The 20,319-nt window shown below is 34.9% G+C and carries 17 protein-coding genes; 14 read left to right on the top strand and 3 right to left on the bottom strand.

Annotated elements, in window-relative coordinates:
• Positions 1–14 precede the first annotated feature (14 nt).
• From AC3E9W_RS03535 to AC3E9W_RS03475, 13 genes are all read left to right on the top strand, one after another.
• Positions 15–1,253, top strand: a complete 1,239-nt coding sequence (locus AC3E9W_RS03535; protein ID WP_306154571.1) for an NADH-quinone oxidoreductase subunit D — start codon at positions 15–17, stop codon at positions 1,251–1,253.
• 262 nt (positions 1,254–1,515) lie between these two features.
• Positions 1,516–2,046: a complex I 24 kDa subunit family protein gene (locus AC3E9W_RS03530; protein WP_379827605.1), complete on the top strand. Its 531-nt coding sequence runs from the start codon at positions 1,516–1,518 to the stop codon at positions 2,044–2,046.
• Position 2,047: 1 nt separating this feature from the next.
• Positions 2,048–3,418: an NADH-quinone oxidoreductase subunit NuoF gene (gene nuoF, locus AC3E9W_RS03525; RefSeq protein ID WP_109191391.1), complete on the top strand. Its 1,371-nt coding sequence runs from the start codon at positions 2,048–2,050 to the stop codon at positions 3,416–3,418.
• Positions 3,419–3,510: 92 nt separating this feature from the next.
• Positions 3,511–4,539 carry an NADH-quinone oxidoreductase subunit G gene (locus AC3E9W_RS03520; protein WP_306154567.1) on the top strand — a complete coding sequence of 343 codons (1,029 nt, stop codon included), beginning with the start codon at positions 3,511–3,513 and terminating at the stop codon, positions 4,537–4,539.
• A gap of 6 nt (positions 4,540–4,545) precedes the next feature.
• The gene (nuoH, locus tag AC3E9W_RS03515; protein ID WP_456891271.1) at positions 4,546–5,598 is read left to right on the top strand and encodes an NADH-quinone oxidoreductase subunit NuoH; all 1,053 of its coding nucleotides are present in this window, start codon (positions 4,546–4,548) and stop codon (positions 5,596–5,598) included.
• Positions 5,599–5,759: 161 nt separating this feature from the next.
• A complete protein-coding gene (locus AC3E9W_RS03510; RefSeq protein ID WP_456891272.1) occupies positions 5,760–6,305 on the top strand; it encodes a NuoI/complex I 23 kDa subunit family protein in 546 nt (181 codons plus the stop codon).
• Positions 6,306–6,845 (top strand): NADH-quinone oxidoreductase subunit J family protein, encoded by a 540-nt coding sequence (locus AC3E9W_RS03505; protein ID WP_125718840.1) that lies wholly within the window; start codon positions 6,306–6,308, stop codon positions 6,843–6,845. It abuts the gene before it with no gap.
• Entirely contained in the window at positions 6,845–7,165 is a 321-nt protein-coding gene (gene nuoK / locus AC3E9W_RS03500) for an NADH-quinone oxidoreductase subunit NuoK (protein ID WP_008466103.1), read from the top strand. The genes AC3E9W_RS03505 and nuoK overlap by 1 nt, the downstream gene beginning before the upstream one ends.
• Positions 7,166–7,171: 6 nt before the next feature.
• Positions 7,172–9,055 carry an NADH-quinone oxidoreductase subunit L gene (gene nuoL / locus AC3E9W_RS03495; protein ID WP_488766904.1) on the top strand — a complete coding sequence of 628 codons (1,884 nt, stop codon included), beginning with the start codon at positions 7,172–7,174 and terminating at the stop codon, positions 9,053–9,055.
• Between the two features lie 10 nt (positions 9,056–9,065).
• The gene (locus AC3E9W_RS03490; protein WP_456891277.1) at positions 9,066–10,505 is read left to right on the top strand and encodes a complex I subunit 4 family protein; all 1,440 of its coding nucleotides are present in this window, start codon (positions 9,066–9,068) and stop codon (positions 10,503–10,505) included.
• A 66-nt stretch (positions 10,506–10,571) separates the two neighbouring features.
• On the top strand, positions 10,572–11,963 hold the full coding sequence (locus tag AC3E9W_RS03485) for an NADH-quinone oxidoreductase subunit N (protein WP_488766903.1): 1,392 nt from the start codon (positions 10,572–10,574) through the stop codon (positions 11,961–11,963).
• Between the two features lie 153 nt (positions 11,964–12,116).
• Positions 12,117–12,884: a Bax inhibitor-1/YccA family protein gene (locus tag AC3E9W_RS03480; RefSeq protein ID WP_306154553.1), complete on the top strand. Its 768-nt coding sequence runs from the start codon at positions 12,117–12,119 to the stop codon at positions 12,882–12,884.
• Positions 12,885–13,362: 478 nt separating this feature from the next.
• Positions 13,363–16,218 carry a pectate lyase family protein gene (locus tag AC3E9W_RS03475; protein WP_488766901.1) on the top strand — a complete coding sequence of 952 codons (2,856 nt, stop codon included), beginning with the start codon at positions 13,363–13,365 and terminating at the stop codon, positions 16,216–16,218.
• 65 nt (positions 16,219–16,283) lie between these two features.
• Here AC3E9W_RS03475 and amaB read toward each other — a convergent pair whose 3' ends face one another.
• Positions 16,284–17,837: an L-piperidine-6-carboxylate dehydrogenase gene (gene amaB, locus AC3E9W_RS03470; protein WP_488766899.1), complete on the bottom strand. Its 1,554-nt coding sequence runs from the start codon at positions 17,835–17,837 to the stop codon at positions 16,284–16,286.
• 180 nt (positions 17,838–18,017) lie between these two features.
• Between amaB and AC3E9W_RS03465 the strand changes: the two genes are divergently transcribed.
• Positions 18,018–18,974, top strand: coding sequence for an MBL fold metallo-hydrolase (locus tag AC3E9W_RS03465; protein WP_488766897.1), 957 nt, complete (start codon positions 18,018–18,020; stop codon positions 18,972–18,974).
• A 338-nt stretch (positions 18,975–19,312) separates the two neighbouring features.
• On the opposite strand, the gene AC3E9W_RS03460 is transcribed toward AC3E9W_RS03465, so the two are convergent.
• Both AC3E9W_RS03460 and AC3E9W_RS03455 read right to left on the bottom strand, forming a co-directional pair.
• Positions 19,313–19,624 carry a hypothetical protein gene (locus AC3E9W_RS03460; protein ID WP_488766896.1) on the bottom strand — a complete coding sequence of 104 codons (312 nt, stop codon included), beginning with the start codon at positions 19,622–19,624 and terminating at the stop codon, positions 19,313–19,315.
• A 136-nt stretch (positions 19,625–19,760) separates the two neighbouring features.
• Positions 19,761–20,300 carry a 3-hydroxyanthranilate 3,4-dioxygenase gene (locus AC3E9W_RS03455; RefSeq protein WP_488766894.1) on the bottom strand — a complete coding sequence of 180 codons (540 nt, stop codon included), beginning with the start codon at positions 20,298–20,300 and terminating at the stop codon, positions 19,761–19,763.
• Between the last annotated feature and the right edge of the window lie 19 nt (positions 20,301–20,319).

Genomic DNA, 20,319 nt, shown 5'->3' with positions numbered 1-20,319 from the left:
TTCAACATTATAAAATGTCAGAACTATTATTACCACCAGAGCATCGTTATGCTAAAATAATTAAGGAGAGACTAAATGACGACGGAAGCGAACTTTCTGTACTGAATTTAGGTCCGACTCACCCAGCTACACACGGTATTTTCCAAAATATCTTGTTGATGGATGGTGAAAAAATTCTTGAGGCTGAGCCAACTATTGGCTACATCCACAGAGCTTTCGAAAAAATTGCCGAAAATCGTCCTTTTTATCAAATTACACCTCTTACAGACCGTATGAACTATTGTTCGTCTCCTATTAATAATATGGGATGGTGGATGACAGTAGAAAAACTATTAGGTATTGAAGTTCCTAAAAGAGCTCAATATTTAAGAGTTATCGTTATGGAGCTGGCTCGTATTACAGACCACATTATATGTAACGGAATTTTAGGTGTAGATACTGGTGCGTATACTGGTTTCTTATATGTTTTCCAATTTAGAGAAAAAATCTACGAAATCTACGAAGAAATTTGTGGTGCTCGTTTAACAACCAATATGGGAAGAATTGGTGGTTTTGAAAGAGACTGGTCTCCAGAAGTTTTCAAAAAACTAGATGCTTTCCTTGAAGAATTCCCTCCAGTTTGGCAGGAATTCCAAAACTTATTCGAAAGAAATAGAATTTTCCTTGATAGAACTGTAAACGTAGGTGGAATTACTGCCGAAAAAGCTATGGCTTACGGATTTACAGGTCCAAACTTACGTGCTGCAGGAGTTGATTACGACGTACGTGTAGCACAGCCTTACTCTTCTTACGAAGATTTCGATTTTATTGTCCCTGTTGGAAAATCAGGAGACACTTACGATCGTTTCTGTGTTCGTAATGCTGAAGTTTGGGAAAGTTTAAGCATTATTCGTCAGGCGCTAGAGAAAATGCCTCCAGGAAACGAATACCATGCTGAAGTTCCAGATTACTACCTTCCTCCAAAAGAAGATGTTTATACTTCTATGGAATCTTTAATTTATCACTTTAAGATCGTAATGGGAGAAGTTCCTGTGCCAGTTGCAGAAGTATATCACCCAGTAGAAGGAGGAAATGGAGAACTTGGATTCTATTTAGTAACAGACGGAAGTAGAACTCCATATAGATTACATTTCAGAAGACCTTGCTTTATTTATTATCAAGCATTCCCAGAAATGATTAAAGGCGCTATGCTTTCTGATGCAATTATCATCTTATCAAGTTTGAACGTAATTGCAGGAGAATTAGACGCGTAATTGATTGTAGATTTAAGAGTTTAGATTTTAGATTGCTTCGCAGATTTTAAAATTTAGAGTCATAAATCTAACCCAAATAAAGATTGAAGAATCTAAAACTTAAAAAATTATAGATACAGATTATAGATGCAGATTTGAAAAAATCTAAAATCTAAACTCAGAAATCTAAAATTAACAAGATTGCAGAATACGGATTGGACAAAGATTTGAAAAAATCTATCCCGATAGCTATCGGGACTAAAATCTAAAATCTAAAATAAAAATGGAACGTAAACATTACAAACAAGAAATAAATATGACTGAGGCATTGATGAACCGCATCAATGAATTGATCAGTCATTATCCTGAGGGCAAACAAAAATCGGCTTTACTGCCTGTTTTGCACGAAGTTCAGGATGCACACAACAACTGGCTTAGCATTGAACTTCAAGATAAAGTTGCCGAGATTCTTCAGATAAAACCGATTGAGGTTTATGAGGTGGTTACTTTCTATACGATGTTCAACCAAAAGCCAATTGGCAAGTATATGTTTGAGTTCTGCCAGACTTCTTGCTGCTGTTTAAGAGGTGCTGAAGATTTGATGGATTACACTTCTGAAAAACTAGGCATTAAAATGGGCGAAACAACTCCAGACGGAATGTTTACCATTGCTGGCGTAGAATGTTTAGGCGCTTGCGGATACGCTCCGATGATGCAGTTGGGAGATTTCTACAAAGAAAAACTGACAGAAGAGAAAATCGATCAGATTATTGCTGATTGTAAAGAGGATAAAATAATATTACACGATAAATAAGATGTCACAAAAAATATTATTAGATAAAATCAATATTCCTGGAATTAAAACCTACGAAGTATATCGCCAAAATGGTGGTTATGCTTCTGTAGAAAAAGCTTTAAAAACACTTACTCCAGATGAAGTTACTGAAGAAGTAAAAAAATCAGGATTACGTGGTCGTGGCGGTGCAGGTTTCCCTGCTGGAATGAAATGGAGCTTTATTGATAAAAAATCAGGAAGACCAAGACACTTAGTGTGTAATGCCGATGAGTCTGAGCCAGGAACATTCAAAGATCGTTTCTTGATGGAATATATTCCTCACTTATTGATCGAAGGAATGATTACTTCAAGCTATGCTCTAGGCGCTAACCTATCTTATATCTACATTCGTGGAGAATATATGTGGGTTTTCAAAATCTTAGAAAGAGCAATCGCCGAAGCAAAAGCTGCCGGTTGGTTAGGAAAAAATATATTAGGATCAGGATATGATTTAGAACTTCACGTTCACTGTGGAGCTGGAGCATATATCTGTGGAGAAGAAACTGCATTAATCGAATCTTTGGAAGGTAAAAGAGGAAATCCTCGTATTAAACCACCTTTCCCAGCGGTTTCTGGTCTTTGGGCAAACCCAACAGTAGTGAACAATGTGGAAACTATTGCAACGGTGCCTTGGATTGTAAACAATTCTGGTGATGATTATGCTAAAATTGGAATTGGACGTTCTACTGGAACTAAATTAATTTCTGCTTCTGGACACATTAAAAATCCTGGAGTTTACGAAATTGAATTAGGTTTAAGTGTTGACGAATTCATGAATTCTGATGAATATTTAGGAGGAATGTCTTCAAGCAGACCTTTGAAAGCATTTGTCCCTGGAGGTTCTTCTGTGCCGATTCTACCAGCTGAATTAATCTTCAAAACAGCAAACGGAGAAGATCGATTAATGACTTACGAATCTCTTAGTGATGGTGGTTTTGCAACTGGATCTATGTTAGGTTCTGGAGGATTTATCGTTTACAACGACACTGCTTGTGTGGTTAGAAACACTTGGAACTTTGCTCGTTTCTACCACCACGAATCTTGCGGACAATGTACTCCTTGCCGTGAAGGAACTGGATGGTTGGAAAAAATCTTATGGAGAATCGAAAACGGTCAAGGCCGTGAAGAAGATATCGAATTATTGTGGAGCATTCAAAGTAAAATTGAAGGAAACACAATTTGTCCACTTGGTGACGCTGCTTCTTGGCCAGTAGCTGCAGCAATTCGCCACTTTAGAGACGAATTCGAATATCACGTTCGTTTCCCAGAAAAAATTAAAAATAGAGATCACTTTGTAGCTGAGCCTTTTTCTCAGGTTAAACATTTAGTTGGCGGTAAAGTAATCGTATAAAAATATATAGCAGAAAGTTATAAAGTTAAAAATATTAAAAGGACAGCAACTCTTTTGAATATTCTTACTTTCAACATTCAAATCAATAAGAGATGAAAGTAACCATAGACGGTCAAAGTATAGACGTAGAACCAGGAACAACGATCCTGCAGGCTGCACGTATGATTGGTGGAGATTTAGTTCCGCCAGCCATGTGCTATTACTCAAAATTAAAAGGCAGTGGCGGAAAATGCCGTTGTTGTTTAGTTGAAGTTTCTAAAGGAAGTGAAGCTGACCCGCGACCAATGCCAAAATTGATGGCATCTTGTGTAACAGGATGTATGGATGGTATGGAAGTAAACAGTAAATCGTCTGCAAGAGTAACGGAAGCACGTAAATCTGTAACAGAATTTTTATTAATCAATCACCCATTAGACTGCCCTATTTGTGATCAGGCTGGAGAGTGTGATTTACAGAATTTAAGTTTTGAACACGGAAATCCGAAGTCGCGTTACATTGAAGAAAAAAGAACATTTGAACCAGAAGATATTGGTCCGAATATTCAACTTCACATGAACCGTTGTATTCTTTGCCAAAGATGTGTACAAGTTGCAGATCAATTGACAGACAACAGAGTTCACGGGGTATTAGACCGTGGTGATCACGCTAATATTTCGACTTGTATTTCTAAAGCTATTACAAATGAGTTCTCTGGAAACATGATCGATGTTTGTCCAGTTGGAGCTTTAACAGATAAAACTTTCCGTTTTAAATCAAGAGTTTGGTTTAACAAACCTTACAACGCACACAGAGAATGTACAACTCCAGGATGTTGCGGAAAAACTACCGTTTGGATGTTTGGTGGAGAAATTCAGCGTGTAACTGGCCGTAAAGACGAGTACCATGAAGTGGAAGAATTCATCTGCAACAGCTGTCGTTTTGATCATAAAGATGTGAAGGATTGGGTAATTGAAGGTCCAAGAGAATTTGAAAAAGACTCTGTAATCAATCAAAATAATTACACTCAGAAATTAGAGAAAGTAACGATCGACACAGAAAAGAACATTCTTTTAGGCCGTGATATTGACCGTAAAAAGATTAGTATGGCAGCAATTCCATTAACTGATAAAGACCAAAAATAGTAAGAAATGGAAAGTGCGTTAATTATAGAAAAAAGTGTTGTTATTGTAGTCGTTTTTGCGGTTACAATGATTATGGCCATGTATTCTACTTGGGCAGAGCGTAAAGTTGCTGCTTTCTTGCAAGACCGTGTTGGACCAAACCGTGCAGGATGGGGAGGTTTATTACAGCCGCTTGCAGATGGTATGAAATTATTCTCGAAAGAAGAATTTTTCCCAAACACTCCTAATAGATTCTTATTCGTCGTAGGTCCCGCAATTTCGATGAGTACAGCTTTGATGACAAGTGCTGTAATTCCGTGGGGAGATCGTTTACACCTTTTCGGAAGAGACATTATTCTTCAGGCTACTGATGTAAATATTGCTTTATTATACATTTTTGGAGTTCTTTCTGTTGGAGTTTACGGCATCATGATTGGTGGATGGGCTTCTAACAATAAATTCTCTTTGATGGGAGCTATTCGTGCTGCTTCTCAGATGGTTTCTTACGAGGTTGCAATGGGATTATCAATAATCGCTTTATTGATGATGACCGGAACAATGAGTTTAAAAGAAATCTCATTACAGCAGCAAGGAATGAACTGGAACGTTTTTTATCAGCCATTATCATTCTTAATTTTCTTAATCTGTTCATTTGCAGAAACAAACAGAACTCCTTTCGATTTAGCAGAATGTGAAAACGAGTTAATTGGAGGTTACCATACAGAATATTCGTCAATGAAAATGGGATTCTATTTATTTGCTGAATATGCGAGTATGTTTATCTCTTCTACTATTATTTCTGTTTTATTCTTTGGTGGATACAACTACCCAGGAATGCAATGGATGGTAGAAAATGTAGGTGTAAATGCAGCTAACTTATTAGGAATTGCAGCATTATTTGTAAAAATATGTTTCTTCATATTCTTTTACATGTGGGTACGTTGGACAATTCCAAGATTTAGATATGACCAATTAATGAATTTAGGCTGGAGAATTTTAATTCCACTTTCGATTATTAATATCATGATAACAGGTGTTGTTATTTTAAGACACGAAATCTTAGCTGCCTTAGGCTTCTAAGAACCGTAATGCCCTAGCCCTGATAGAAGCGGCATCCTTATATTTTTTTCTTTAAAAAATATAAGATATAGCGGATAGCAGGATTAGCTTCAAATAAAAAACAAAATAGATTTTGAATTTGATTGATGTCAAATTGTAAATCATAAACTATAATAGTAAAAATGTCAATAGAAACTATATCATTATCGGGTAGAAAAAAGGTGGTGTCAAATAAAGACATGTCTTTTGTTGAGCGATTGTATCTTGTGGCGATTGTAAAAGGTCTGGTTATTACAGTAAAGCACCTTTTTAGAAAAAAAGTTACCATTCATTACCCTGAGCAAGTTCGTGAAATGAGTCCAGTTTACCGTGGTCAGCACATGCTGAAACGCGACGAACAAGGCCGTGAAAACTGTACTGCTTGCGGATTATGTGCATTATCTTGCCCTGCAGAAGCAATTACGATGAAAGCTGCAGAACGCAAGCCAGATGAAAAACACTTGTACAGAGAAGAGAAATATGCAGAAATCTACGAAATCAATATGCTTCGTTGTATTTTCTGCGGTTTATGTGAAGAAGCTTGTCCAAAAGACGCTATTTACTTGACTGAATCTAAAGTGTTAGTTCCTGCTAGCTACAACAGAGAAGATTTCATTTTCGGGAAAGATAAATTAGTAATGCCTTTAGAAATGGCTTTGAAAAACGCTCAACTTAAAAACGCTAACTAAATGATACATATTCCTGATTTTGCACACGCAACAACTGTTCAAGTTATCTTTTGCTTTTTAGCGTTTATTACCGTTATTACTGCTTTCTTGACTATTTTCAGCAGAAACCCGATTCACAGTGCCATTTATTTGGTAATCTGTTTCTTCTCAATTGCTGGTCATTATTTACTATTAAATTCTCAATTCTTAGCTGTTGTTCATATAATAGTCTACTCTGGAGCTATTATGATTCTGTTCCTGTTTACCATCATGTTGATGAACCTGAACGAACAACGAGAAGTTCACCGTCCTAGAATTACACGTCTTGGCGCTATTGTTTCTTTCTGTTTAATCTTGATTGTTTTGATTACAATCTTTATTAACTCGAAACCAATTGTGGGTGAATACGACTCTACTGGAGAAGATTTCCAATCAATTAAAGTTTTAGGTAAAATTTTATTGGACGAATATATGGTTCCTTTCGAATTTGCTTCGATCTTACTTTTGGTTGCTATGATTGGAACAGTTCTATTGTCTAAAAAAGAAAAATTAAATAAATAATGGGTAATATATTAAATCAAATAGGTATTGAAAACTACATCTTTTTGAGTGTTGTACTTTTCTGTATTGGTATTTTTGGTGTATTGTACAGACGAAATGCTATTATCGTTTTCATGTCTATCGAAATTATGTTGAATGCGGTAAACCTTTTATTTGTTGCTTTTTCAACTTATCATCAAGATGCGCAAGGACAAGTTTTTGTGTTCTTCTCGATGGCGGTTGCTGCAGCCGAAGTTGCGGTAGGATTGGCCATTTTAGTTTCTATCTTTAGAAATATCGGATCAATTAGTATCGATAATTTAAAAAATTTAAAAGGATAATCAGAAATGGATACCAATTTAGCTTTAATTTTAGTTTTAACTCCTTTACTAGGTTTTCTAGTAAATGTCTTTTTTGGAAAAAGCTTAGGAAAAACAGCTTCTGGTGCAATCGGAACTGTTGCTGTAGCGATTTCTTTTGTAGTTTCTCTTTTACTTTTTAATCAAATAACTTCAACAGGAAAAGGAATTGAGGTTACTTTATTTGATTGGATTCAAATTAGCAACTTAAAAATCAATCTTGGATTTTTATTAGATCAATTATCTGTTCTTTGGTTATTATTCGTAACTGGAATCGGATCTTTGATTCACTTATATTCTATCAGTTACATGCATGACGATGAGAATATGCACAAGTTTTTTGCGTATTTAAATCTGTTCGTATTCTTTATGATTACGCTTGTAATTGGAAGCAACTTATTAGTTCTTTTCATCGGTTGGGAAGGTGTTGGACTTTGTTCTTACCTATTAATTGGATTCTGGCATAAAAACCAAGATTACAATGATGCTGCAAAAAAAGCTTTCATCATGAACAGAATTGGAGATTTAGGTTTATTAATCGGAATGTTCATCATCGGATCGATGTTTTCAACTTTGGATTATTCGACTTTAAAAACTGCAATTGCAGGAACAGCTGATTTAAATTTACCATTACTTTCTTTAGCTGCTTTATGCTTATTTATTGGAGCTTGTGGTAAATCTGCTCAAATTCCTTTATATACTTGGTTACCTGATGCGATGGCTGGGCCAACTCCAGTTTCTGCATTGATCCATGCGGCTACGATGGTAACTGCAGGTATCTTTATGGTAACAAGATTAAATTTTGTATTTGACTTAGCTCATGATGTACAAAATGTAATCGCAATTATTGGAGCTATCACTTCATTGGTTGCTGCTACAATTGGATTAGTACAGACAGATATCAAAAAAGTTTTAGCTTATTCTACAGTTTCTCAATTAGGATTAATGTTTTTAGCATTAGGATTTGGAGCTTACGAAGTAGCTGTTTTCCACGTAATCACTCACGCTTTCTTTAAAGCTTGTTTATTCTTAGGTTCTGGATCTGTAATTCACGGATTACACGGAGAGCAAGACATGCGTAACATGGGAGGTTTGCGTAAAGCGATGCCAATTACATTCTGGACCATGTTAATTTCTTCATTAGCCATTTCTGGAGTTCCATTCTTCTCTGGATTCTTTTCTAAAGACGAAATCTTATTGACCGCTTTCCACCACAGTATTCCATTATACGTTGTTGGATCTGTTGCTTCAATTATGACAGCTTTCTATATGTTCCGTTTAATGTTCTTGACTTTCTTCAAAGAATTTAGAGGAACAGAAGAGCAAAAACATCATTTACACGAAAGTGGTTCTTTAATTACTATTCCATTAATCATCTTAGCTATTTTAGCCACTTTCGGTGGATTAATTAGTTTACCTGGAAACAGCTGGTTAAATCATTACCTAGCTCCTCTTTTCACAAAAGTAGCAGGCGAAGAGCATCACTTAGGTACAACTGAATATACTTTAATGGGTGTTGCTGTTCTTGGTGGATTATTAGGAATTTTAATTGCTTACGTAAAATACTTCAAGCAGGACAATATACCGGAATCTGATGAAAACATTACAGGTTTAAGCAAAGTTTTATACAACAAATATTATGTAGACGAAGTTTACGATGCCGTATTTGTTCAGCCAATTAATAGCTTATCTAAATTCTTTAGAGATTATATCGAAACTGGTTTATCTGCTCTTGTTTTCGGATTAGGTAAAGTGACGAACGAAATCGCTTATCAAGGAAAGAGATTACAATCAGGAAGTATCGGATTATATCTATTTGTATTTGTTTTAGGAATGTGTGCCATTATTTCCTATATATTTTTAGCTCAATAATATTATAACTATGAACGTTTCTACTATATTAATTATACTTTTAATTGGTGCATTTGCCACTTATTTTTCTGGTGACAAACTAGCTTCAAAAGTTGCTTTGCTTTTCAGCTTAGTTGCTTTAGGATGTTCAATTGTATTATTGAATAATTATAATGCTGGTGAGAACATCAGCGTAATCAACAGCTGGATCACACAGCCGAAAATTTCTTTCGCTTTAAATGCTGACGGATTAGGATTGGCAATGGTTTTATTAACTGCAGCCCTTACTCCTATAATTATATTTTCTTCTTTTGGAAATGAATATAAAAACGCAAAAGCTTTCTACGGATTAATTCTTTTTATGGCATTTGCTATGACAGGAACTTTCTTAGCTTCTGACGGTCTTTTATATTATATTTTCTGGGAGCTTGCTCTTGTTCCGATTTACTTTATTGCTTTAATCTGGGGTAATGGCGATGCTGAAGAACGCAGAAAAGCAGTGGTTAAATTCTTTATTTACACACTTGCTGGATCGTTATTCATGTTAACTGCTTTTATTTACTTATACACAAAAGCAGGATCTTTCTTAATTGAAGATTTATATAAATTAAATTTATCTGCTTGCGAGCAATTCTGGATTTTCTTGGCTTTCTTCTTAGCTTATGCTATTAAAATTCCGATTATCCCTTTCCACACGTGGCAGGCAAATGTGTACCAAAAAGCACCAACTGTTGGAACAATGCTTTTATCTGGTATCATGCTAAAAATGGGACTTTACAGTGTTCTTAGATGGCAATTGCCACTTGCGCCAACTGCTGCAAAAGAATACATGTACATCTTTATTGCTTTAGGAATTGCAGGTGTAATTTATGGCTCAATTGTGGCCTTAAGACAAAATGATCTTAAAAAATTATTAGCTTATTCTTCTCTTGCACACGTTGGTTTAATCGCGGCGGCTTCTTATACCTTAACACTTGATGGTTTAAGAGGTGCGGTTTTACAAATGATTGCTCACGGTTTTGTGGTTGTTGGATTATTCTTCGCTGCTGAAGTTATTTTTAGAAGATATGAAACTAGAGAAATTGCAGAAATGGGCGGTATTCGTACACAGTCTCCAAAATTTGCTTCAATGTTTTTAATCTTAGTATTGGCTTCTGTTGCATTACCAAGTACATTTAACTTTGTTGGAGAATTTACTGTTTTATACAGCTTATCTCAAATTAATATTTGGTTTGCTATTTTAGGAGGAACGACTATTATTTTAGGAGCTTATTATATGTTGAGAATGTTCCAGCACGTAATGTTGGGAGAAACCAACTCAAAAGCTTTTGCTGATGTGACGCTTAACGAAGGAATTTCTTTCGCCGTAATTATAGCTGTTTTATTGTTCTTCGGATTTTATCCAAAACCAATCACAGATTTGATTACACCAAGCTTGGAAAACATTTTACAAGTTATCAATAAGAACTAATATTTTAAACAAAAAATAAATTAGGATTACATTTAAAAATTGAAATCCTAAATCAAAAAGATAAAAATGAATACATTAATAGCTATAACAGGATTGGGTATTTTCTGCCTATTGTTTGAAATTCTTAATTTAAGAAAAGCCATCGTTCCTTTTACCATTTTAGGTCTACTAGGGGTATTGGCAATCAATTTCTGCGAATTCGGAATGGAACAAAGTTATTACAACAATATGATTACAGTAAGTAAGTTCTCTACTTCTTTTTCATCATTGTTTATTGTCCTGACGATTTTCCTTGTAGCATTAAGCCATAATTTCTACCATAATCATCCAACGAAAATTTCAGATTATGTTGCTATTAAAGTTTTCTTACTGGCTGGAGCTGTAGCAATGGTTTCTTTTGGAAACTTAGCAATGTTCTTTTTAGGAATTGAAATTCTATCTATCGCTTTGTATGTTTTGGCAGCAAGCGATCGTTTAAATATTAAGAGCAACGAGGCCGGTATGAAGTATTTCTTGATGGGATCTTTTGCTTCTGGAATTATCTTATTTGGAATCTGCTTGATTTACGGTGCAATGGGAAGTTTTGATATTAGCGAAATTCACGAAAGCGCACTTTCTGCTGAGTTGCCAATCTGGTTTCCAATCGGTATGATTTTAATGGTTATCGGTATGTTATTTAAAGTAGCTGCTGTACCTTTCCATTTCTGGGCTCCAGATGTTTACGAAGGCTCACCAGCTTTAACAACTGCTTTAATGAGCACATTGGCAAAAGTGGTAGCAATTGCAACGCTATTTAAATTGGTTTCTGGTTTAAATTTAATTGCTTCATTAGACAACCAAGATCTTTTACACACATTTGAAATTATTGTCGTTGTTCTTTCTATTGCTTCAATGTCTGTTGGTAATATTATGGCATTAAGACAAGTAAACGTAAAACGTATGTTGGCTTTCTCTGGAATCTCTCACGCAGGTTTCATGTTAATGACATTATTAACTGTTTCAGCTTCTGCTGGCGTTTTATTATACTACACTGCTGCTTACGCATTATCAGGAATCGCAGCTTTCAGCGTAATTTTATATGTTTGCAGAGATCATGACAATGAAGACATTACCAATTTCCACGGTTTAGGAAAAACAAATCCGTTATTGGCTGCAATCCTTACAGGTTCATTATTGTCGATGGCAGGTATTCCTATTTTCTCTGGATTCTTTGCTAAATTATTCTTATTCAACCAAACTATTCAAGCAGGATATATCGGTTTAGTAATTGTTGCCGTAATTAACTCTATCATTAGTGTTGGATACTATTTCAAATTAATTCTTGCTATGTATTCTAAAGAACCAAATCAGGAAAGAACAGGAAGACCATTCCTTATTTACGCAACTGCTGTAGTTTCAATTGCTTTAAATATTATTATTGGTTTATTCCCTTCATTAGTTTTAGACTTATTGAATTAAGATAAAAAATACAATATATAGAAAAATCCATCAGTCTCGGTTGATGGATTTTTTTGCTTTATAAAGAACAGAAATTCATGTTAAATAATTCTCTTCGGAGATTGCACTTCAAAAAATCTCCATATATTTGGGTTCAATTAAATGTATTAAATTATGAACTTTAATTCAAAAAATCCATTTTTAAACAGCAAGCGTTTTTCAAATGCTGACTCAAGAACAGAAGTACACCAAGCTCAGATTATTGATTACAATCAAGAAATGACGGTGTCTGGAACAATCAATAAAACAGCAATTTTATTTCTTATTTTATGCGGTGCTGCTATGGTAACATGGTGGATGGCTTTTAACGGGATGAATCCGATGCTTCCAACAATTGGAGGTGCAATTATTGGTTTTATTTTAGTGTTGGTTTCTTCATTTAAACCACAGGCTTCGCCTTACCTAGCTCCGGGATATGCTTTATTTGAAGGATTGTTTATTGGAGGGATTTCTGCAATATTTGAATTAAAATTTCCAGGAATCGTAATTAATGCAGTTGGTGCAACTCTAGTTACTTTCTTAGTTTGTTTAGGATTATACAAATTCAGAATTGTTAAGGTTACAGAACAATTTAAATCTGTGGTTGTTGCGGCAACATTGGCAATTGCTACTTATTACTTAATCTCTTGGTTAGTCTCTCTATTTACAAGCTGGCAGCCTGTTCATTATGGAAATTCTATGATGAGTATTGGGATCAGTGTTTTTGTAATTATTATTGCTGCTCTTAATTTATTCTTAGATTTTGATTTAATTGAAAAAGGTGCAAGAGAAAGAATGCCAAAATTTATGGAATGGTACGGAGCGATGGGATTAATGATTACATTGGTTTGGTTATACATTGAATTCCTAAGACTTTTAGCTAAGCTTTATAGTAAGGATTAATTCTTCTTTATAAAAATTTAAGCCCTTTTGAGTAAAATCAAAAGGGCTTTTTTTATTTTAATAAATTTACTTTTTTGAAGTTTAAATGTAAATTTTGAGATTAAATCTTTAAGAATAATCTGTTCTTCAAAAAACAAAAAGAATTCTTTTCCTACAAAAAAAGGAAATGTAATTTATGTAATTAAAAAAAATTACAAATCCTCGAAATTCTTCCTGTTTAAATTGTAAAATTCTAAAAAGCTAATAAATTACGGCTTTGCTTACACAATAATCAATGTGTAATAAATTACAATTCATGCAATTAATTACATTTTTAATATTTTAAAAGCTAAAAAAATTAAGTATATTCTTTTTTTTAGTAAAAAAATTACGGTATTAAAAATTAATATATAATTTTGTGTAATCGATTACAATTAAACCACTTGGAGTCGAAAGTAAAACCACTTACTTATTTTATTAACTATCTTAAACAAACACTATGAAAAAAAACCTACTTTTCGTAGCTGTCTTTCTTATGACAGCTCAATTATGGGCCCAAACTATCAATGAAGCTTCCGGCTGGTTGGAATATGCTTTTGTAAAGTGGCAGCCAGTCAGCGGTGCCCAGACCTACAATGTTTACTACACGGGTAACGGATTTACAGACAAAAAAATTGACGACCAACTTATTAGAAGTTATGGCTCTTATTTTCGCGCTGATATTCCTGGGTTAAAAGCAGGAACTTATACCGTAAAAGTAAAGCCAGTTATAAATGGCAACGAGGGAACTGGAACCACAACGGGAAACTTAACTGTGGCAGCACATGACCGAAATGGATTTGCTTTTGAAAGCGGCCGTATTCCTGGCGGATATAAAGCTGACGGAACTCCAAAGGATAATGCCGTAATTCTTTATATTACGCAAAATACCAAAAACACCATTTCTATGAATATTACTGGGGCAAGTTCAAATCCATGCATTGGTTTACAAAATATTTTGTATGCTATTAAAAAAGGAAAAGATACGCGTCCGTTCATTATTCGCTTGATTGGAAATATCACCGATATGACCGTTATGGAAGGCGGTGATGTTGTTATTGAAAATGCAAACAATGCTTCAAGTTATGTTACATTTGAAGGTATTGGTGACGACGCTGTTGCAAATGGCTGGGGAGTTAGATTGAAATCGGCTTCAAACATAGAAGTTAGTAATCTTGGATTTATGAACTGTAACAGTACTGCAGGTGATAACGTAGGAATGCAGCAAGACAACGATCACGTTTGGGTACATAACTGCGATTTATTCTATGGAAATGCAGGAAGCGATGCCGACCAAATAAAAGGCGACGGAGCATTAGACAACAAAACTTCGACTTATATTACATTGTCTTACAACCACTTTTGGGACAATGGAAAAGCAAGTCTTTTAGGTTTAAGCGAAGGTACAACTTCAGGATTGTACATCACGTATCACCACAACTGGTTTGACCATTCTGATTCTCGTCATCCACGAGTGCGCTATTATTCTGCACATATTTACAACAACTATTATGATGGCGTTTCTAAATATGGAGCAGGTTCAACGTTAGGATCTTCACTTTTTGTTGAAGGAAATTATTATAGAAACAGCAAGCATCCAATGCTAACTTCACTGCAAGGTACTGATATTTGGGACGAAGCGAACCAAGTGAATAACGCAGGAACAATGGGAACATTCTCTGGTGAAGCAGGTGGAAGCATCAAAGCTTTTAACAATACTTTTGACGCTTCTAACGGAACAAACAATATGCGTTTTGTAGCGTATAATGATCCAAATCCTTTATACAATATTTCAGGAAAGATAAGCTCTACAACAGATTTTGATGCCTATGTAGCTGCTACAAGAGGAGAAGTCGTAAGCAGTTCTGTAAAATCGAAATCGGGCGCTAATACCTACAATAACTTTGATACAGATGCTAATTTATATGTAAAAAATCTAGTAGTTGATACTCCAGCAGCGGCAAAAACTAAAACGACTCAATATGCAGGACGTGTTTCTGGAGGAGATTTAAAATGGACATTCAATAATGCGACAGATGATACTTCTTCTTTAGTTATTACAGCATTAAAAACAGCTCTAACAAACTATACAGGAACTCTAGTTGCTGTACAAGGCGAAGGAAATCCGCCTTCAAGCGGACAGACTTTAACGCTAACATCTGCTTCAAACAACAATCAGACTGTTGCAAGCGGAACTGCTATTTCTTCGATCGTATTTACATGGGGTGGTGACGCAACAGATGCAACTGTAACGGGATTACCAGCCTCTGGATTATCTTTTGTAAAAAATACATCAGCAAAAACTATCACTATTTCGGGTACGCCAACTGCAACAGTTTCGTACTCCATTGCAACTTCTGGAACTAGTGGTTCTCCAGCCACTGGTTCAGGAACTGTAACTGTTACTGCTGCTGGAAACCAAACTTTAACTTCTTCTGGAAACAATAGCCAAACTGTTTCTTCTGGAACTGCAATTGCTTCGATTGTGTTTACTTGGGGCGGAAACGCTACAGACGCTTCAATAACTGGATTACCAGCTTCTGGATTGTCTTTTGTAAAAAATACATCGGCAAAAACCATTACCATTACAGGAACTCCAACTGCAAATGTGTCTTACTCTGTAACCACTTCTGGAAGTGCAGGAACTCCAGTAACTGCTTCAGGAACAATAACCGTTACAACGGGTTCTACTGGAGGTTCTGAAAATCATAATTTTACAACTTCTGGAAAAACAAGTTCATTCTATTCTATTACAGGAAATATGAATTCAACTCCTGGCTCTGTAACTTATAATGGCTTAACGCTAACACAACGATTAAAAATTGAATCGAGCACTTCTATAACGTACACAACAACAAGTGCATCAACTTTAACATTGGTTTTCGATTCTAACTTTACAGGAACTATTAAAGTAGACAATGTTTCTTACACCGCATCTGCTGGTATTGTAACAGCTTCTATTGCTGCTGGTTCTCATAGCATAACAAAAGGTTCTGTTGCCAATTTATTCTATATCAACACAGTTTACAGCGGAGGAACATTAAAAATGACGACTGCAACTGATTTAGCTTTAGAAGAAAACGATACAAAAACTTCAGATATTATTTTATATCCAAATCCAGTTTCAAGCACTTTATATTTATCAGATCCTGAGCAAAAAGTGCAAAAAGTACTGATTTACAATATTTCTGGAAATCTAGTAGTTAATTCTGGAAATTCTCAAAGTATTGATACAAGCGGATTAATTCCTGGAACTTATCTAGCGAAAATTTATACTGTCGATGGATCATTTAATCAAACTCTTATAAAAAAGTAAAACTAAACTTAACTTAAAAAGGCTTCCAAATTTGGAAGCCTTTCTTATCTCAGATATTTATATAATTACAAATCAAATTTAATTCCCTGCGCTAGCGGAAGGTTTGTTGTATAATTAATCGTATTGGTTTGACGACGCATGTAAATTTTCCAAGCATCAGAACCTGATTCGCGTCCTCCACCTGTTTCTTTTTCACCGCCAAAAGCACCACCAATTTCGGCTCCAGAAGTTCCGATATTTACGTTTGCAATTCCGCAGTCAGAACCAGTTGCTGATAAAAATCTTTCTGCTTCGCGCAAATTATTCGTCATAATTGCCGACGATAAACCTTGTGCAACTCCATTTTGAATTTCGATTGCATTTTCTACTTCGCCGGAGTATTGAATCAAGTATAAAACTGGAGCAAATGTTTCGTGCTGTACAATTTCAAAAGAATTTTCAGCTTCTACAATTGCAGGTTTCACATAACAGCCGCTTTCATAACCTTGACCAGATAAAACTCCACCTTCTACTAGAATTTTTCCGCCTTCAGCCACAACTTTATTCAAAGCTGCTGCGTACATTTCGACAGCATGTGTGTCAATAAGTGGACCAACATGATTATTTTCGTCAAGCGGATTCCCGATTCTCAATTGTTTGTAAGCCGCAACCAAAGCGTCTTTTACTTTATCATAAATACTTTCGTGAATGATCAGTCTTCGAGTTGAAGTACAACGCTGTCCAGCCGTTCCAACCGCTCCAAACACAGCTCCGATTACCGTCATTTTTATATCTGCATCTGGAGTAACAATAATTGCATTGTTTCCACCCAATTCTAATAATGATTTCCCTAATCTTCCTGCAACGGTTTGTGCTACAATTTTTCCCATTCGGGTTGAACCTGTAGCAGAAATAAGGGGAATACGAGTGTCTGCTGTCAGCAACTCCCCTATTTTATAATCGCCGTTTATTAAGCACGAAATTCCTTCTGGAAGATTGTTTTCTTTAATAACCTGAGCAATAATGTTTTGGCAAGCAATACCGCAAAGAGGTGTTTTTTCAGAAGGTTTCCAAACGCAAACATCTCCAGAAATCCATGCTAAAGCCGTGTTCCAAGACCAAACTGCAACTGGGAAATTGAATGCCGAAATTATTCCAACAATTCCTAATGGATGATACTGCTCATACATACGGTGACCAGGTCTTTCAGAATGCATCGTTAATCCGTGAAGCTGACGAGATAAACCAACTGCAAAGTCACAGATATCAATCATTTCTTGAACTTCTCCAAAACCTTCTTGCAATGATTTTCCCATTTCATAAGAAACCAATTTACCAAGAGCTTCTTTATTCTGTCTCAATTTTTCTCCAAACTGACGTACAATTTCACCACGCTGTGGCGCCGGAATCAATCTAAAAGTCTTAAACGCTTCTACAGCAGTTTGAATTGCTTTTTCATAATCCTCAGCAGTTGACATTTTTACCGAAGCAATTAACTTTCCGTCAACTGGCGAATAGCTTTCTAGAATTTCTCCAGAAGAAAAATTATTTGTTCCTGTTGATGTTCCTTCATTTACGGTCTTGATGCCCAATTTTTCAAGAGCTTCATTCATTCCAAATTGCGATGCTATTGTTGTCATTGTAACTTTTTTAGTTAAAATTGTTATATTTTAATGTAAAGATATTGTTTTAGAATTAATTTACGATTAAACTTAATTCATAAATCAACGTAAATTTAAGTTTATTTTATAGTATTTACAGAAACGAAACCTCATAATTGGATTTATTTAATGAAATTTGCATTACTTAAAATTAAAAATATGATCCATTTCAGTCGGCTTCTTGTTTGCTTCCTTTTAGTTTCAGCTCCTATGTTTTCTCAAAAAGAAAAATCTTCTTTTTCTGTAGTTCCTTTAGGCGTAATGGGCGGTATTGACGAAAAAAATCTTTCTGCTTACTTAATAGCTCCTTCCAATACTAACGACTATATCTGTCTTGACGCTGGAACGGTAAATGCGGGAATTGAAAAAGCTATTGAAAAGAAAACTTTTAAAGTTTCTACAAGTGAAGTTTTACGAAAATACATTAAAGGATATTTGATTTCGCACGCACATTTAGATCACGTTTCTGGTTTAATTATTAATTCTCCAGCCGATTCTTCGAAGACGGTTTATGCGACAAATAAATGCATGGAAATGATGGAAAACCATTATTTTAACGATCAGACTTGGGCAAATTTTGGAGATGCTGGACCTGGTTTCCCTTTAAGAAAATACCATTTTCAAACTTTGAATTTAGGCGAAGAAACACTATTAATGAATGCTAAAATGACGGTTAAGGCATTTCCTTTAAGTCATGTTAATCCGTTTGAGAGTACTGCTTTTTTAATTAGAAGCAATACTGATTATGCATTATATTTAGGAGACACGGGGCCAGACGAAGTTGAAAAAAGCAATAATCTCCGTGATCTATGGACAGCTGTTGCACCACTAGTTAAAGGAAAACAATTAAAAGGCATTTTTATTGAAGTTTCTTTTCCAAATGAGCAGCCAGACAAATTTTTATTTGGTCATCTAACTCCAAATTATTTAATGAAAGAGCTTCATGTTCTAGAAGATTTGGCAGGAAAAGGCTCTCTGAAAAACTTCAAAATTATCATCACGCATTTAAAACCTCCTGCAAAGAATATTGTAAAAATTAAAGAACAGTTAAAAAATCAAAATGATTTAGGAGTTCAGATTATTTATCCAGAACAAGGGAAAAAGTTGGAGTTGTAAAAAATTCTGTAAGTTATTTTTTATATTTTTGTCGAAAATTTATTGATGAAAATTGTTTGGTCAAAAAACGCTAGGTACACTTTCTATAATATTCGAAACTATTTAATCCATTACAGAAATCCCGAAATTGTTGAAAAATTTGGAAGTGAAACAGTGCATGTACTCCATTTGCTTAAAAAAAATCCTCATTTAGGAAAATTTAGAAAAGATCTAGAATGTAATGAAATATTAATTTGGAAATATACATCCCTATATTATGTGATAAAGGAAGATAGGATTCATTTGATAAGATTTTATGATAATCGCCAAAAGCCATTAACAATTTTTAATCTTTAGTATCAAATGATTCCTTTTCTTTTAAACTCTTCCAACATTTCTTCATGAGTAAAATAATCGCCAGCTTCATATTCTCGTTTAGCTTGTTCGATTTCTGCTTTCAGTTCCATTTTGAAATTTTCTTCTGGCGAAATTATCTTTGCAATTGAAAGCATTTCATCTGGAGTAAAAGATTGTGTCTTCAATTTACGATAAAATGTAGGACTAGGAATGCCAGCTTTTTCTATAATATAGTTTTTTTTGAAAGGAGAATCATTCATCAAATTTTCAAGATCACTTACAATATTCTTATATGTGATAATTTCCTGTATCATAATTGAGTTTTTTATATATCATTTATGATACAAATATAATAAATAAAAAGAGGTGTTACAAATATTTGAATGAAAATACATCGAAAAAAAGTCCGGCAAGTTTAACCTGTCGGACTCTTATTTATACATTTCAGAATTACTTCTTCGCCACAAATCTCGGATCAGTTTCCATAACAGTTCCGCAATTATCACAAGTTCTTAATTCTTCTGAATTGTAAAAATGCTCGAAATGAGGAAGGAAGTCTTTCTCAATGTTATGAAGTTCAAAATACACTTCGTACAATTTATGATTGCAGTTATCGCAATGCCAAAGCAAGCCATCTGTAAAACCTTGTCCAGCGCGTTTTCTTTCAATTACTAGACCAATAGAACCTTCAGAACGAACAGGAGAATGTGGTACTTTAGCTGGATGCAAGTACATATCACCCGCGTTTAATTCCATTTCTTTACGCTGTCCATCTTCCTGAATTACCACTTTAATACTTCCTTCCAGCTGATAAAAAAGTTCCTCTGTTTCGTTGTAATGATAATCTTTTCGGGCATTTGGTCCTGCTACAATCATTACAATATAATCTCCAGAATCTACATAGAGATTTTTATTTCCAACAGGTGGTTTCAATAAATGACGATTTTCGTCAATCCATTGCGTCAGGTTAAAAGGTTTTGCTATAGCCATTTTATAAGTACTAAATTTT

Source organism: Flavobacterium sp. 38 (assembly GCF_057799715.1).
This window is presented reverse-complemented; position numbering and strand designations above follow the sequence as displayed.

What these genes read in the sequence shown, in the direction of transcription:
- nuoH (WP_456891271.1), top strand. Translation starts at nt 4,546, where the DNA reads ATGGAAAGTGCGTTAATTATAGAAAAAAGTGTTGTTATTGTAGTCGTT.
- AC3E9W_RS03535 (WP_306154571.1), top strand. Translation starts at nt 15, where the DNA reads ATGTCAGAACTATTATTACCACCAGAGCATCGTTATGCTAAAATAATT.
- AC3E9W_RS03510 (WP_456891272.1), top strand. Translation starts at nt 5,760, where the DNA reads ATGTCAATAGAAACTATATCATTATCGGGTAGAAAAAAGGTGGTGTCA.
- nuoL (WP_488766904.1), top strand. Translation starts at nt 7,172, where the DNA reads ATGGATACCAATTTAGCTTTAATTTTAGTTTTAACTCCTTTACTAGGT.
- AC3E9W_RS03460 (WP_488766896.1), bottom strand. Translation starts at nt 19,624, where the DNA reads ATGATACAGGAAATTATCACATATAAGAATATTGTAAGTGATCTTGAA.
- nuoK (WP_008466103.1), top strand. Translation starts at nt 6,845, where the DNA reads ATGGGTAATATATTAAATCAAATAGGTATTGAAAACTACATCTTTTTG.
- AC3E9W_RS03475 (WP_488766901.1), top strand. Translation starts at nt 13,363, where the DNA reads ATGAAAAAAAACCTACTTTTCGTAGCTGTCTTTCTTATGACAGCTCAA.
- AC3E9W_RS03530 (WP_379827605.1), top strand. Translation starts at nt 1,516, where the DNA reads ATGGAACGTAAACATTACAAACAAGAAATAAATATGACTGAGGCATTG.
- AC3E9W_RS03520 (WP_306154567.1), top strand. Translation starts at nt 3,511, where the DNA reads ATGAAAGTAACCATAGACGGTCAAAGTATAGACGTAGAACCAGGAACA.
- AC3E9W_RS03480 (WP_306154553.1), top strand. Translation starts at nt 12,117, where the DNA reads ATGAACTTTAATTCAAAAAATCCATTTTTAAACAGCAAGCGTTTTTCA.
- AC3E9W_RS03485 (WP_488766903.1), top strand. Translation starts at nt 10,572, where the DNA reads ATGAATACATTAATAGCTATAACAGGATTGGGTATTTTCTGCCTATTG.
- AC3E9W_RS03505 (WP_125718840.1), top strand. Translation starts at nt 6,306, where the DNA reads ATGATACATATTCCTGATTTTGCACACGCAACAACTGTTCAAGTTATC.
- nuoF (WP_109191391.1), top strand. Translation starts at nt 2,048, where the DNA reads ATGTCACAAAAAATATTATTAGATAAAATCAATATTCCTGGAATTAAA.
- AC3E9W_RS03490 (WP_456891277.1), top strand. Translation starts at nt 9,066, where the DNA reads ATGAACGTTTCTACTATATTAATTATACTTTTAATTGGTGCATTTGCC.
- amaB (WP_488766899.1), bottom strand. Translation starts at nt 17,837, where the DNA reads ATGACAACAATAGCATCGCAATTTGGAATGAATGAAGCTCTTGAAAAA.
- AC3E9W_RS03455 (WP_488766894.1), bottom strand. Translation starts at nt 20,300, where the DNA reads ATGGCTATAGCAAAACCTTTTAACCTGACGCAATGGATTGACGAAAAT.
- AC3E9W_RS03465 (WP_488766897.1), top strand. Translation starts at nt 18,018, where the DNA reads ATGATCCATTTCAGTCGGCTTCTTGTTTGCTTCCTTTTAGTTTCAGCT.